This window comes from Nocardioides coralli, assembly GCF_019880385.1.
In the GTDB taxonomy this organism is placed as follows: domain Bacteria; phylum Actinomycetota; class Actinomycetes; order Propionibacteriales; family Nocardioidaceae; genus Nocardioides; species Nocardioides coralli.
On record NZ_CP082273.1, the window covers coordinates 1308694 to 1322108 of the forward strand.

Below are 13415 nucleotides of genomic sequence, written 5' to 3' on the forward strand. Positions count from 1 at the left end.
GAGCAGGCGTTCACGGCACCGGCGCGCTGCGTAGACTCCGCCCCGTGGCCGGGAGGATTCGCGACGACGACATCGCCGAGGTGCGCGAGAAGGCCCGCATCGACGAGGTCGTGTCCGGCTACGTCACGCTCCGCAACGCCGGCGGCGGCTCCCTGAAGGGCCTGTGCCCCTTCCACGACGAGAAGACCCCGTCCTTCCACGTCACGCCGGCTCGACAGTTCTTCCACTGCTTCGGCTGCCAGGAGGGTGGCGACGTCTTCTCCTTCCTCATGAAGATCGACGGACTGGGGTTCACCGAGGCCGTGGAGCGGCTCGCCGACAAGTACGGCGTACAGCTGCGCCGCGAGGACGGCGATGCGCGGGAGGAGCGGCCGCGGGGGCCGCAGCGGAGCCGGCTCGTCGAGGCCCACCGCGTCGCGCAGGAGTACTACGCCGACCAGCTCGCCTCGCCAGACGCTGCGGTGGCACGCCAGTTCCTCACCGAACGGGGCTTTGACCGCGAGGCGGCCGAGCGCTTCGGCAACGGCTTCGCGCCGCGTGACGGCGACGCACTGCTGCGGGTGCTGCGGCAGAAGGGCTTCACCGACGAGGAGAGCATCGCTGCCGGGCTCGTGGCGGTCGGGCGCGGCGCCTACGACCGGTTCCGGGGCCGGCTGCTGTGGCCGATCCGCGACGCTTCGGGCGACACCATCGGGTTCGGGGCACGGCGGATCTTCGACGACGACCGGATCGACGCCAAGTACCTCAACACCCCCGAGACGCCGATCTACAAGAAGAGCCAGGTCCTCTACGGCATCGACCTCGCCCGTCGCGAGATGGCCCGCGCGTCGCAGGCCGTGGTGGTGGAGGGCTACACCGACGTCATGGCCTGCCACCTCGCCGGTGTCGGGACGGCCGTGGCCACCTGCGGGACGGCCTTCGGCGACGACCACGCGCGCGTGCTGCGCCGGTTCCTCCACGACCACGAGGAGTTCCGCGGCGAGGTGATCTTCACCTTCGACGGCGACGCCGCCGGTCAGAAGGCCGCCCTCAAGGCCTTCGACGGCGACCAGAACTTCGTCTCCCAGACCTATGTCGCCGTCGAGCCCTCCGGCCTCGACCCGTGCGACCTCCGGCTCAAGGAGGGCGACGCCGCGGTGCGTGAGCTGGTGGCCCGCCGGGTGCCGCTCTACCGCTTCGTCCTCGGCAACGTCGTCGGCAAGTACGACCTCGACCGTGCCGACGGGCGTGTCGACGCCGTCCGTGAAGGCGCCCGGCTGGTCACGAGCATCCGCGACCGCTCCAAGGTCGACGCCTTCGCCCGCGAGCTGGCCGGGATGGTCGGCGTCGACGTCGAGCAGGCTCGTGAGGAGGTACGCCGCGCGGGCAACCGCAGCAGCCGACAGCAGCAGCAGCCGCCGCCCGCCGCCACCACGCCGTCCCCCGAGCAGCGGCTGCCCGACCTGCGCGACCCGCGGTTCACCCTCGAGCGGGAGACCCTCAAGCTGGTCATCCAGCACCCGGCCGCCCTCGGCAACGCGGCGCGCGACGTCGGCAGCAACGACTTCACCCACCCCGTCTACCGCGGGGTGTGGGAGCTGGTCGCCGCCGCGGGCGGACCGAGCGCGGGCGCTCAGGACCCCGGCTGGGCCAGCCGGCTGCGCGACGCTGCCCGTGACCAGACGGTGGCCTCGGCACTGAGCGCGCTCGGTGTCGAGCCGCTGCCCACGGCCAAGGAACCGGACGCGGCCTACGTCGCTGCCCACGTCTACCGCCTGCTGGAGCTCACCGCCCAGCGCCGGATCGCCGACCTCAAGTCCAGGCTGCAGCGCACCAACCCGGTCGACCACGCCGCCGACTACAACCGGATGTTCGGTGAGCTCGTCGCGCTCGAGCAGCATCGGCGCACGCTCCACGACCGTGCGGTCGGAGGGGCACCGTGAGACGACTGCGCCGTGAGCGGCCGCCGGTCGACGTGCCGCGTGGCGAGTCGGTCCTGGCGTGGGCTCGCGCGACGGACGGCACGGTGGTCGCCGGCACCCGCGACGCGGTCTACGTCGCGGGCACGCGGCTCCCGTGGGAGGAGGTCGAGGCGGCCGACTGGGACCGCGACACCGAGATCTTCCGCCTCAGCGAGGTGGGTGCGTGGGGACAGCAGCGGGCCGAGCACGTGCTGACCATCGAGGAGCCGCGCCGCCTGCTCGAGCTGGTGCGCGAGCGGGTCACGGCCAGCGTCGTCCTCCAGCGTCACGTCGACGTCGACGGCCGGCGTGGGCTCAGGGTCATCGCCCGGCGGGCTCCCCGCGGAGACGCCCCGATCAGGTGGGTCTACGAGTACGACGAGGGCGTCGACCCCGACGACCCGGCGGTCCGCGAGGCCGCCGAGAGCGCGCTCCGCGCGGCGCGCGAGGAGGTGGGGCCGGCCTGAGGTGCCGATTTCCTCGGCCGTTCCGCACCTTGCTAACCTGTGGCGCGCACGATCCCCTGTAGCTCAACTGGCAGAGCATTCGGCTGTTAACCGGAGGGTTGTTGGTTCGAGTCCAACCGGGGGAGCAGGAACCACGAGCACGTCCGACCACCGGGCGTGCTCGTGGCTTTCTTGGGGGTTGCCGTGCTGCAATGGGGCCCGGAGGTGCACATGTGGGTCCTGGCGCTGCTCGTGTTCGCGGTCGTGCTCGCCCTCGGTGTGTGGGCCGGCGGGCGCCACGCCACCACCTCCCTGCCTCGCACCGGCATCCCTGACCGTGTCGCCCTGCGGGACCCGCGTTCCGCGCTCCGGGGACCGTCCGACACCCTCTGAGGCGTGCCCGTCACCGTCCGCGAACCCCTCGGTCCCACGGCCGCCGCAGCGCTGGTTTTCGGTTCGTCTGCAGCCGTGCTCGTCGTCGAGCTCGCCTCGCTGCGACTGCTGGCTCCCTACCTCGGCCTGACGCTCGAGACCAACACCCTCGTCATCGGCCTCGCGCTCACGGCGATCGCCGCCGGCGCCTGGCTGGGTGGTCAGGCCGCCGACCGCATCCCGCCGCGACGTGCCCTCGGTCCGCTCCTGGGCGTCGCGGGCATCGCCGTCGCCCTCATGCCCTCGGTGATGCGCTCCGCGGCCGCCGTCGGGGACGGAAGCCTGCTGCTGCCGGTGGCCACGCTGGTCATCGTGGTGCCCGCCGCGCTGCTGTCGGCCGTCACGCCGATGGTGGTGAAGCTGCGGCTCACGAACCTGGACGAGACCGGGTCGGTGGTCGGTCGCCTCTCCGGCATCGGCACGGTGGGGGCGATCGCCGGCACCGTGCTCACCGGCTTCGTGCTGATCTCGCTGGCCCCGGTCAGCGCCATCCTGGTGGGGCTGGGCCTGCTGCTGGTGGTGGCGTCGCTGGTGGTGGACCTGCGGGTCCGCGGCCGGCGGTCTGCCGGCGTACCGCTCGCGCTGGTCGCCGTCGCCGGGATCGGCGCCGCTGCCGCCCCCGGCGGGTGTGACGCCGAGACGCAGTACCACTGCGCGGTGGTCACCACCGACCCTGACCGCCCCACGGGCCGGGTGCTCGTCCTGGACGGGCTGCGGCACTCCTACGTCGACACCACCGACCCGACCTACCTCGACTTCGAGTACATCCAGGCGATGGCGGCGTACGTCGACAGCGCCTATCCGCCGCAGCAGCCGCTGCGCGCCTACCACCTCGGTGGCGGCGGCCTGACCCTGCCGCGCTACCTCGCGGAGGTCCGCCCCGGCACCCGCAGCCTCGTGTCCGAGATCGACCCCGGCGTGGTCGAGGTCGACACCGAGCAGCTCGGCCTGGTCACCGGCGAGGACCTCGAGGTGCGCGTCGAGGACGGCCGGGTGGGCATGCGGCGGCTCGAGGACGCGAGTCGTGACCTCGTCGTGGGTGACGCCTTCGGCGGCGTGAGCGTCCCCTTCCACCTGACGACGGTCGAGGCGATGACGGAGGTCCGCCGTGTCCTCGAGGACGACGGGCGGTACGTCGCCAACCTGATCGACCACGGCCCGATGTCCTTCGCCCGTGCCGAGCTGGCGACCTTGCGGGAGGTCTTCGGACACCTGGCCCTGGCGGGCCGTCCCGAGGGCCTGAGCGGCGAGGACGGCGGCAACCTGGTCGCGGTGGCCAGCATGGCTCCGCTCGACGTCGAGGCGTGGGCCGCCGCCCTCGACGAGCGGGGGACCGGCTGGGTGGTCATCACCGGTGAGGCCCTCGACGCCTGGATCGACGACGCGCCGGTGCTGCGCGACGACTACGCGCCGGTCGACCAGCTGCTGACGCCCTGGGGCTGACCCCTCACGGTGAGCTACCGGAGGCTGCAGCGGTTGACCTGGTCGGTCCCGGCCGGCGGCCTGGGCACCGTGGCGTCGGCCGGTGGGCGCCGACCGTCCTCGACCCACGCGGTCAGCCGCTGGAAGGCCCGCCGGGCGCAGGGGAGCAGTGGCCGGACCCGGTCGCCGAAGGTCCCGTGCAGGCCGTCGACGTGGGTGCCGCCGCGGATCCGGTAGTAGCGGTGGAGCCCCGCCCGGCCGGCACGGCGCACCATCGGTCGGTAGACGTCGGAGTCGGTGCGGATCGGCAGCAGCGCGTCGAGGGTGCCGTGCAGGGTCAGCATCGGCCGTCGGACGTCGCCGGTCAGCGCGACCTCGGCCATCGCGCGCCGGGCGCCGGGGCGCTCGGCGTAGTCGTAGTCGGCGTCGCAGCGCGGCGTGCCGCTCTGGCAGAACGGCACGCCCGCGACGAGCTCACCGTCGTAGGAGGGATCGAACTCCTCGCGGTACAGGCGTTGTGTCAGGTCCCAGTAGACGGAGTAGTGGTACTCCCAGGTGAACTCCGACCGTGGGTGGAAGCCAGCCGCGATCATGGCCTTCCGTGCGGACTCGTCGCCGGTGGCGGCGTACGCCGGGTAGTGGGTGAGGGCCTCGGGCAGGTAGGTCAGCAGGTTCGGTGGTTGTGCGCGGTAGAGGGTGCCCTCCCAGTCGACGCCGCCGTCGTAGAGCCCCGGGCGGTTCTCCAGCTGCCAACGGACCAGGTAGCCGCCGTTGGAGATGCCGAAGGCGTAGGTGCGGCGCGGTTCGCGACCGTAGCGCTGGCGGAGCACCGCCCGGGTGGCGCGGGTCAGCTGGGTGACGCGACGGTTCCACTCGGCCACCGCGTCGCCGGGCTGGTCGCCGTCGGCGTGGAAGGAGCCACCGTTGTTGCCCTTGTCGGTCATCGCGTAGGCGTAGCCCCGCGCGACCAGCCAGTCGCTGAAGATGTAGTCCCCGGCGTACTGGGTGCGGGTACCGGGCGCCCCGCTGACGACGAGCCGCCCGTTCCAGTCGTCGGGCAGCCGGATCACGAACTGCGAGTCGTGGTTCCACCCGTGGTGGGTGTTGGAGGTCGAGGTGTCCGGGAAGTAGCCGTCGACCTGGATGCCGGGCACGCCGGAGGGGTTGCGCGTCCCCGGGGCGTGCAGGCCGCTCCAGTCGGCCGGATCGGTGTGCCCGGTGCGCTGCGTGCCGGCGGTCGTGAGGTCGTCGAGGCAGGCGGTCTCCTGCACCTCGGCGCGCGGGACGTCGATGCGCGCCTCACGGGCACAGTGGCCCGGCCCCGCCGAGGCCACAGCAGGCTCCACGGAGATCGCCGCCGGCGCCGCGAGGAGGGACAGGCCGAGGGCGATCGCGGCGGTGGCCGCGGCAGCAGCAGTGGTCCGAGACATGTCGCCATCGTGACCACCTCGACACCCGGTGGGCCATGTGCCGCGGAACCACAGCCGCGGCCTGCGGCTGTGGTGGATGGCTACTCGCCCCAGCCCAGGGGGAACACCTCGAACGGGGCGGCGAGGGCGACGCCGAGCCGCTGGCCGGACTGGCGCGCCATGCCCTCGAGGAACTCCCGGGGGTCGAAGTCCTCCCACCCCAGGCCGTCGATGTAGGCGGCGTGCGCCTCGAGGGAGCGGACCCCAGCCTCGAAGGAGTCGGTGGTGTCGACCGCGTGCCCGGCCTGGGGGGAGCCGAAGGCCCAGACCTCACGGACGCCGCCCCACGGCTCGAGACCCGTCGACAGCTGGTCGTGGAAGACCCACCGGTTGCCGGCGTCCCGCACCGCGTCGAGGACCCCCCGGCCCACGGCGATGTGGTCGGCCTGGTTGAGGTTGCGGCCACCCCAGGTGTCGCGGAAGTTGCCGGTCACGACGATCTCCGGCTGCCGTCGGCGCACCACCTCGGCGATCGTGCGGCGCAGCGGTACGCCGTACTCGAGCACGCCGTCGGGGAGGCCGAGGAACTCCACCTCCTCGACACCGACCACGCGCGCCGACTCGACCTGCTCGGCCTCGCGGACCCGACGACACTCCTCGGGCGGCATGGCGTCGATCCCGGCCTCGCCGCTGGTGACCATGCAGTAGGTGACCGTCTTGCCCTGCCCCGTCCAGCGCGCGACCGCGGCCGCGGCGCCGAACTCCATGTCGTCGGGATGCGCGACCACGCACAGGGCACGCTCCCAGTCCTCGCGCAGCGCCTCGAACGGCTCGGTGCTCATGATCAGAGCATGCCGGGGATCCCGCTCGGAGCACAGGTCCTTCTCGACGAGTGGCGACCCCGGAGAGCGCCGGGGCCCTCCCGGCAAGGGGTTCGGGAGGGCCCTGGTCGCGGGGTCCGGCCTGGCGAGCGGGTACGGGGGGAACCCCGCATCACCAGGCCGGAGTCCGGGCCCCTCCTCCCCGGTCTCGGGTCCAGGGAGGAGAGGCTGACCCCAGTCTGCGTGGGCCCGAGGGCGAGGACATCCCGCACGTGGCGCATTTCGACTGGGCCCTGTGCACTAGAAGAGCCCTGTGCACGAGACGGGCACCGAGCGGTTCACCCGCCGGGGAGCAAGCCCTCCCGCACCGCGATGGAGAGCGCTTCGAGCTTCGAGCGGGCTCCGAGCTTCGCCGACAGGTTCGCGACGTGGTTGCGCACCGTGTGGACGCTGACGCCGAGCCGTGTGGCGATCGCGGCGTTGGTCAGTCCCTGGGCCAGGAGCTCGAGGACCTCCCGCTCCCGACGGGTCAGCGGCTCGTGCCCGCCGCGTCGGGTGTCGCGGTTGAGGCGGGGGAGCAGCCTGGCCAGCATCTCGGGGGAGATCACGGCCTCGCCGACCGCCGCCGCCCGCACGGCCGCGGCGACGTCGGCGAAGCCTCGGGTCTTGGACAGGAAACCGGCGACGCCGGCCTCCACGGCCGAGAGCAGGAGGTGCTCCGCGGTGCTCGCCGTCAGCACCACGACAGCCATCGAGGGGCGCAGCGACCGCAGCATGGGTACGGCGTCGACACCGTCGCCATCGGGGAGCCGGTGGTCGAGCAGCAGCACGTCGGGAGCCGTGGTGCGGATGAGGGCCGCGGCTCCCTCGACGGTGCCGGAGACCCCGACCGCTGCCAGGTCGGGCTCGGCGTCGAGGGCATGGGCCAGGCTGGTGGCGAGGACCTCGTGGTCGTCGACGACCAGCACCCGGATGGGCGAGCCGGGGTGAGTGGTCACGAAGTCCTCCATCGTCCGGGTTGACGCGTGGGGCGCTCGGCTCGCGCGGTAGTGCACAGATACTAGGCGATCCGGTTCCTCGGCGGGTCGTCACGCCGACCGGGGTCCTGCAGCATGGTCGGAGCCTGTCCCGCCCGAGGAGGTGGTGATGTCGCCCCACCGGGTCGTGGTGGCCGATGACGACGACGACGTCCGTGCGGCGCTGGCGTTCGCCCTCGACCGCGACCGCCGTTTCGAGGTGGTCGCCCGGCTCGCCGACGCCCACGACCTGCTCGCAGTGGTGCGAGGTTCTCGGGCCGACGTGGTGCTGCTGGACGTCCGCATGCCCGGGGGTGGTGCGTCGGTGTGCAGCGCGGTGCGGGACCACAGTGCGGCCGTCGTCGTGGTGGTCTCGGCGGAGACCTCGGCGGCGGTGGTGGAGGAGTACCTCACCGCGGGCGCGCGGGGTTACCTGGGCAAGGGCCGGTTGGGTGATGCCCTCCCTGACCTGGTCAGCCGGTGCCTGGACGGGGAGGTCATCCTCGCGGTCCCCACCGCAGCCGTCGTCCTCCGGCGTCTGGCCCGCGAGCCCTAGGGGGCGGCTCCGTCGCCCGGCGGGAGCCACAGACGGACCGTGGTCCCGTCGCCGGGTCGTGAGTCGACCTCGAGCCGACCGCCCGCGACCATCGCACGGTCGCGCATCGCGGGGAGTCCGAGGTGCCCGGGCAGGTCGGGCTCGCCTCGCGGGTCGAAGCCCCGGCCGTCGTCCGCGACCGTCGCCACCAGGCCCTCGGCGTCCCGCCACAGGTGTATGAGGACACGCGAGGCGGCCGCGTGCTTGCCGACGTTGACCAGAGCCTCCTTGACGATCCGGTAGACCGTCACCCGTGTGGCGGCGGGGAGATCGAGGTCCCCCTGGGCCGCCACGGACCAGGCGACCGAGGTCCCGAAGACGTAGGCGGCCGCCTCCTCGAGCGCACTGACCAGGTCGGTGCGCCGGGCGGGCGACTCGAGGTCGAAGAGCAGGTGCCGCAGCCGCTCCGTGGCGCCGCCGGCGAGCCCGCGGATGGTGTGGAGCGCCTCCTCGAGCTCCGCCGGAGACGGGTCCTCGCTCTGCAGCTGCCGACCCAGTGTCGCCAGCCGGAGCTCCACGGCCGCGAGCGCCTGGACGGAGTCGTCGTGGACGTCGGCGGCGATCCTGGCCCGCTCGTCCTCCTGTGCCTGGACCAGGTGGCTCAGCAGGACGGATCGCTCGTCGGCGAGCTTCTGGAGTGCCCGCTCGGCGGCCACCCGGTCGGCGATGTCCTTCTGCACCGTGCCGATCAACCAGGGGGCGTCGGTGACGGGGTGCCGCACGAGGAAGCTCGTGACGGCCACGGGCACGGGCTCCCCACCCTGCTGGTGCTGCAGGGTGGTCTCCCCCCGGACGACGCCCCGATCCATGACTCCCTGCTGGCGGACGTTCCGCCAGCCCTCCCTGCTCTCCGGGGTGAGGAAGTCCGGGACCGTCATCGAGGTGATGTCGACCTCCGGGTCCAGCCCCACGAGTGTCCGGCCGGCGGGGTTCATGTACACCAGCCTCCCGTCCGGCTCGGCCAACGCCACCAGGTCGCCGGAGGCCTCGACGAGGGACCGGAACCGCACGAGCTCGAGCTGCTGTGCCGCGAGCGCCGCGTTCACCTCCTCCCGGTCCCGGGTCAGCGCCCCTCGGACGCGGACGACGGCCACGACGACGCCGAGGGCAGCGACGAGGTTCGCCAGGAACTGTGGTGCGGACGCGGCGCCGTACACGAGCGTGAGCAGGCAGAGCATCCCCAGCGCGGACGGCAGCAACAGACCGGCTCGCGCCCCGGCCGCCGGCGGTGCCCGGTGGTCACGGACCCAGCCGCTGCCGGCGACCAGCGCCGTGCCGAGCAGCGAGACCGCACCCAACCAGCTCCCCGGCCTGAAGGTGCCGGTGGCCACCTGGACGACGAACACGGTGTCGACCACGGCGATGGCCAGGATGCCGGCGCCGATGGCCAGGTCGGCGGCACTCGCCCGACCGTGGGTGGCAGCGAGCAGGGCGCCGAGCAGGATCATCAGGGCCACGTCGAGGACGGGGTAGCTCAGGTTCGTCAGCAACGCCGCGGCCGGGACCCCGGGCCGTGGCCCGAGCAGCACGGTCTCGGTCAGCAGCGCGATGGCCACCGCAGCCACGGCCAGGGAGCCGAGCAGTGCGTCGAGGGTCTTGGCACGCGAGTCGCGCGGCGCTGTGTCCCGCAGCAGGCGCCACAGCACCAGGCCGAGGACGATGCCGGAACCGAGCCAGGCGGCGTCTGCCACGGACGGGTAGGGCACCGGGTCGAGATGGCGGACCACACCCAGGTAGAGGACGAAGCCGAGGGACCGGAGAGCGACCGCAGCCGCGACCAGGGACCAGAAGCTCCGGTCGTCGCCGTGCGTCAGCGGACGCAGGCCCGCCCAGGCTGCGAGGAGCACGTAGGCACCGCCCTGCAGCCACCCGTCCACGAGGAGGTCCCAGCCGGGGCCACGCACCCCGGGCACGGTGGAGACGGCATAGGCCGTGACGGCGAGGGCCGCAGCGACCCCGACCAGACCTGCCGCGGGCCCGCGCGCTCCGCCCGGGGCAGGGCGCAGCACACCGCTGGCAGACGTGTCCCCCGTCATGCTGGTCTCCAACTCCTCGAGAACGCTCATGCTACGAGCCAGAACGTCTCCGTGGGAGCCGATGCCACCTGGTCGGCCTGACGACCGCCCTCAGTAGGCTGCCGCGGGCACGGGGCGGTAGCTCAGCAGGTAGAGCAGCAGACTCATAATCTGCCGTGTCGTGGGTTCGAGTCCCACCCGCCCCACCCGCCCCACCCGAGCCCGACCGGCTCCGTCCGGCCGCACTCGAGCCTCGCCAGGGCAGCTCAGCAGCCGCATCGACGCGGGCACCTCACCGCCGCGCGACCGCCTCCTTGACGGGTCCGTGGCCGGCGAGGATCCTCACGAGCAGGCGGCGTCGAGCGCACCGACGCCGGAGCGGGGGAGAGCCGTGAACGCGCGTCCCGGAGTCCTTGCCGGCATCGGTGACACACCGGTCGTCGAGCTGCAGCGGATCGTGCCCGAGTCGGGCTGCCGGATCCTGGTGAAGCTCGAGTCCGCCAACCCGACCGGTTCCATGAAGGACCGGATGGCGGTGGAGGTGATCCGGGCGGCGGCGGCCGACGGGCGACTCCCGGAGGACGGCACGGTCGTCGAGTACACCGCCGGCACCACGGGGATCTCGTTGGCCTTCGTGTGCGCCGCGCTCGGTTACCGGCTGCACGTGGTCTTCTCCGACGCCTTCAGCACGGAGAAGCGGCTGACCATGTCGGCGCTCGGCGCGCAGATCACCGACGAGGCCAGTGACGCCGGCAAGATCACCGAGGACCTCATCAAGCGGATGATCGCCCGGTCGGAGCAGATCAGCGCGGCCCCCGGGCACTGGTGGTCCGATCAGCTCACCAACCACGACGCCATCGCCGGCTACGAGCCGATGGGCCACGAGATCTGGGAGCAGTCCGCGGGCCGCGTCGACGCCTTCGTGCACACGGTCGGGACCGCGCACTCCATCCACGGGGCGGGGGCCGCGCTGCGTGCCCACAACCCGGAGCTCCGGATCGTGGCGGTCGAGCCGGCGGAGTCTGCCGTCCTCTCCGGGGGTCCCACCGGGGCGCACCGGATCGAGGGCATCGGCATCGGCTTCCTCCCGCCGCTGTGGGAGCCGGACCTGGTCGACGCGATCGACCAGGTGGCCAGCGCGGAGGCGCAGGAGATGGCCCGTCGGCTGGCGCGGGAGGAGGGGCTGTTCGCGGGCACCTCGACGGGCGCCAACGTCGTGGCGGCGCTCCGCGTGGCCGAGACGCTGAGCGGCGATGCCACGGTGGCCACGGTCGCCGTGGACTCGGGCCTGCGCTACCTCAGCACTGCCCCCTACGCCTGAGACGGCGACGGGGACCCACCCCGCCGGTCGTGTCTGCTGAGACTGCAGACAAGCACGCGCGAGAGGACTACGCTCGGCTCGCTCGTCGGCGGCCACCGTGGGCTGCCGCTGACCCGGGGGAGCCGTCATGGCCGAGGTGCAGGACACCGCCGACGAACCCGCCCGGCCCGGAGGGCGTGCGACCGGGACCCGGGCCACGCTGCGAACGGTGGCGAGCAACGCCGACCTGAGACGCATCCAGCTGGCATTCCTCGGCTCCTCCGTCGGCGACTGGGCCTATGCCACGGCCATCGTGGTCTGGGCCTACGCCGAGGGTGGGGCTGCTGTCGTCGGGGCGTGGATGGGCGTCCGGTTCCTGCTCGGTGCCCTCACCACGCCGCTGGGCGCGGTGCTGGCCGATCGTTGGCCCCGCCGGCGAGTCATGCTCCTCGCGGATCTGACGCGTGCGGTGCTCGTGACAGCCGTCGCGGTGCTCGTCGCCGTCGACGGGTCGGTGCTCCTGGTGCTCGTGCTCTCCACCCTGGTCTCGGTGCTGACGTCGCCGTTCCTGATCGCGCAGCGGGCGCTGCTTCCCGCTCTGTCGCGCACCCCTGCGGAGCTGACCGCAGCCAACGGGATCCACAGCACCATCGACAGCCTGGCCTACTTCCTGGGCCCGGCGCTGGCCGCGGGGCTGCTCGTCGCGACCGACGTCCCCGTCGTGCTGGCGCTGAACGTCGCGACCTTCCTGTGGTCGATGATGCTCGTCGCCCGTGTCCGGGTCGTCCAGGTGGGCGAACCGATCACCGGGAGCGATGGGGACGAGCCGGATGCCGAGAGCTTCGTGTCCGAGATCCTGGCCGGTTTCCGGCTGCTCCGGACCAACCGTGACCTGCTGCTCTGCACCATCCAGGTGTGCGCCCAGACGGTCGTCATGGGTGCCTCGTCCGTCTTCCTGGTGGTGATGGCCGCCGAGCTGCTCCGCAGTGGAGACGCCGGCCTGGGCTACCTCAACGCGGTGATCGGGATCGGCTCCGTGTTCGGTGGCCTGGTGGCCATCGCGCGTGCCGACCGCGGGACCCTGGGTCGCGACATGGTGGCAGGTGTCGTGCTGTGGTCGGCGCCCCTGCTCCTGGTGACCGCTTCTCCCACGGCGGCCGCCTGCTTCCTGGCGGCCGCACTCCTGGGTCTGGCGAACCCCCTCGTCGACGTCAACCTGGACACCATCTTCCAGCGGCTGACCCCCGACGAGCTGCTCGGCCGGGCCTTTGGTGCCCTCGAGTCGTGCGTCATCGCCACCGCGGCCATCGGGGCGTTCGCGATGCCGCTGCTGCTCGACCTCCTCGGCCTGCGTTGGGCGCTGGCCGCGGTGGCGCTCCCGGTCACCGTCGTCGCGCTGCTCGGCCTTCCTGCGATGAACCGGATGGATGGCAGGCTCTCCGCGCCTGCCGGGCTCGACCTGCTGCGTTCGCTGGACCTCTTCGCGCCGCTCGACCCGGGGACGACGGAGCAGCTGGCATCACGGTTGGTCCCCGTCGTCTTCACCGCGGGCGAGACGCTGGTGCGCGAGGGCGAGGAGTCAGACAGGTTCTTCGTCATCGAGTCGGGGCTGGTGGAGGTGACCCAGGGTGAACGGGTGCTGCGCACCGAGGGGCCGGGGGAGTACGTCGGCGAGATCGGGCTGCTGCGCGACGTACCCCGCACTGCGACGGTCACCGCGGTCGAGGACACCCGGGCACTGACGCTCTCCCGGGAGGACTTCCTGCGGGCGGTGAGCGGGCACCGAGAGTCACGGCTGACCGCGGAGGCGGTCGTGAAGCGTCGGCTGGCGGGCTGATCGATGTCGACCTGTCACGCGTGCTCGGCAGCACTCCCCGACCTCGCCCGGTTCTGCCCCAGCTGCGGCACCTCGCGCCAGGCGCCGACCTGCTCATCCTGTGGTGAGGAGCTGGTGCCGGCCTCCCGGTTCTGCATGCACTGCGGAGCCGCCGCGACGACGGAGGCGGCGACGCTGCCCGG

At 72.8% G+C, this 13415-nt stretch carries 11 protein-coding genes, 2 tRNA genes and 1 pseudogene; 10 read left to right on the forward strand and 4 right to left on the reverse strand.

Annotated elements, in window-relative coordinates:
- Positions 1–44 precede the first annotated feature (44 nt).
- The 5 genes from dnaG to K6T13_RS06450 all read left to right on the forward strand — a co-directional run bounded on the left by dnaG (position 45) and on the right by K6T13_RS06450 (position 4261).
- Entirely contained in the window at positions 45–1922 is a 1878-nt protein-coding gene (gene dnaG / locus K6T13_RS06430) for a DNA primase (protein WP_222897682.1), read from the forward strand.
- Positions 1919–2407: a hypothetical protein gene (locus K6T13_RS06435; RefSeq protein ID WP_222897683.1), complete on the forward strand. Its 489-nt coding sequence runs from the start codon at positions 1919–1921 to the stop codon at positions 2405–2407. The genes dnaG and K6T13_RS06435 overlap by 4 nt, the downstream gene beginning before the upstream one ends.
- 52 nt (positions 2408–2459) lie before the next feature.
- Positions 2460–2532: transfer RNA gene (locus K6T13_RS06440), tRNA-Asn, on the forward strand.
- A 58-nt stretch (positions 2533–2590) separates the two neighbouring features.
- Positions 2591–2779, forward strand: coding sequence for a hypothetical protein (locus tag K6T13_RS06445; protein ID WP_222897684.1), 189 nt, complete (start codon positions 2591–2593; stop codon positions 2777–2779).
- A 3-nt stretch (positions 2780–2782) separates the two neighbouring features.
- Entirely contained in the window at positions 2783–4261 is a 1479-nt protein-coding gene (locus tag K6T13_RS06450) for a fused MFS/spermidine synthase (RefSeq protein ID WP_222897685.1), read from the forward strand.
- Between the two features lie 14 nt (positions 4262–4275).
- On the opposite strand, the gene K6T13_RS06455 is transcribed toward K6T13_RS06450, so the two are convergent.
- The 3 genes from K6T13_RS06455 to K6T13_RS06465 all read right to left on the reverse strand — a co-directional run bounded on the left by K6T13_RS06455 (position 4276) and on the right by K6T13_RS06465 (position 7468).
- On the reverse strand, positions 4276–5670 hold the full coding sequence (locus K6T13_RS06455) for a tannase/feruloyl esterase family alpha/beta hydrolase (RefSeq protein ID WP_222897686.1): 1395 nt from the start codon (positions 5668–5670) through the stop codon (positions 4276–4278).
- Positions 5671–5750: 80 nt separating this feature from the next.
- Positions 5751–6491, reverse strand: a complete 741-nt coding sequence (locus K6T13_RS06460; protein ID WP_222897687.1) for a PIG-L deacetylase family protein — start codon at positions 6489–6491, stop codon at positions 5751–5753.
- Positions 6492–6808: 317 nt separating this feature from the next.
- Positions 6809–7468 (reverse strand): response regulator transcription factor, encoded by a 660-nt coding sequence (locus K6T13_RS06465; protein WP_222897688.1) that lies wholly within the window; start codon positions 7466–7468, stop codon positions 6809–6811.
- A 148-nt stretch (positions 7469–7616) separates the two neighbouring features.
- On the opposite strand from K6T13_RS06465, the gene K6T13_RS06470 reads away from it, so the two are divergent.
- The gene (locus K6T13_RS06470) at positions 7617–8042 is read left to right on the forward strand and encodes a response regulator (protein ID WP_222897689.1); all 426 of its coding nucleotides are present in this window, start codon (positions 7617–7619) and stop codon (positions 8040–8042) included.
- Here the strand turns inward: K6T13_RS06470 and K6T13_RS06475 are convergent.
- A complete protein-coding gene (locus K6T13_RS06475) occupies positions 8039–10147 on the reverse strand; it encodes a PAS domain-containing sensor histidine kinase (RefSeq protein ID WP_222897690.1) in 2109 nt (702 codons plus the stop codon). The genes K6T13_RS06470 and K6T13_RS06475 overlap by 4 nt on opposite strands.
- 81 nt (positions 10148–10228) lie before the next feature.
- Here K6T13_RS06475 and K6T13_RS06480 point away from each other — a divergent pair.
- The 4 genes and pseudogenes from K6T13_RS06480 to K6T13_RS17645 form a co-directional block, all read left to right on the forward strand.
- Positions 10229–10302: transfer RNA gene (locus K6T13_RS06480), tRNA-Ile, on the forward strand.
- A gap of 185 nt (positions 10303–10487) precedes the next feature.
- Positions 10488–11417, forward strand: a complete 930-nt coding sequence (locus tag K6T13_RS06485; protein ID WP_222897691.1) for a PLP-dependent cysteine synthase family protein — start codon at positions 10488–10490, stop codon at positions 11415–11417.
- 127 nt (positions 11418–11544) lie between these two features.
- Entirely contained in the window at positions 11545–13233 is a 1689-nt protein-coding gene (locus K6T13_RS06490) for an MFS transporter (protein ID WP_222897692.1), read from the forward strand.
- 3 nt (positions 13234–13236) lie between these two features.
- Positions 13237–13320, forward strand: a pseudogene (locus K6T13_RS17645) (zinc-ribbon domain-containing protein); the annotation flags it as partial.
- Positions 13321–13415 lie beyond the last annotated feature (95 nt).

Coding starts and splice junctions, on each gene's coding strand:
- K6T13_RS06455 (WP_222897686.1), bottom strand. CDS start 5,670: ATGTCTCGGACCACTGCTGCTGCCGCGGCCACCGCCGCGATCGCCCTC.
- K6T13_RS06460 (WP_222897687.1), bottom strand. CDS start 6,491: ATGAGCACCGAGCCGTTCGAGGCGCTGCGCGAGGACTGGGAGCGTGCC.
- K6T13_RS06470 (WP_222897689.1), top strand. CDS start 7,617: ATGTCGCCCCACCGGGTCGTGGTGGCCGATGACGACGACGACGTCCGT.
- K6T13_RS06475 (WP_222897690.1), bottom strand. CDS start 10,147: ATGAGCGTTCTCGAGGAGTTGGAGACCAGCATGACGGGGGACACGTCT.
- K6T13_RS06490 (WP_222897692.1), top strand. CDS start 11,545: ATGGCCGAGGTGCAGGACACCGCCGACGAACCCGCCCGGCCCGGAGGG.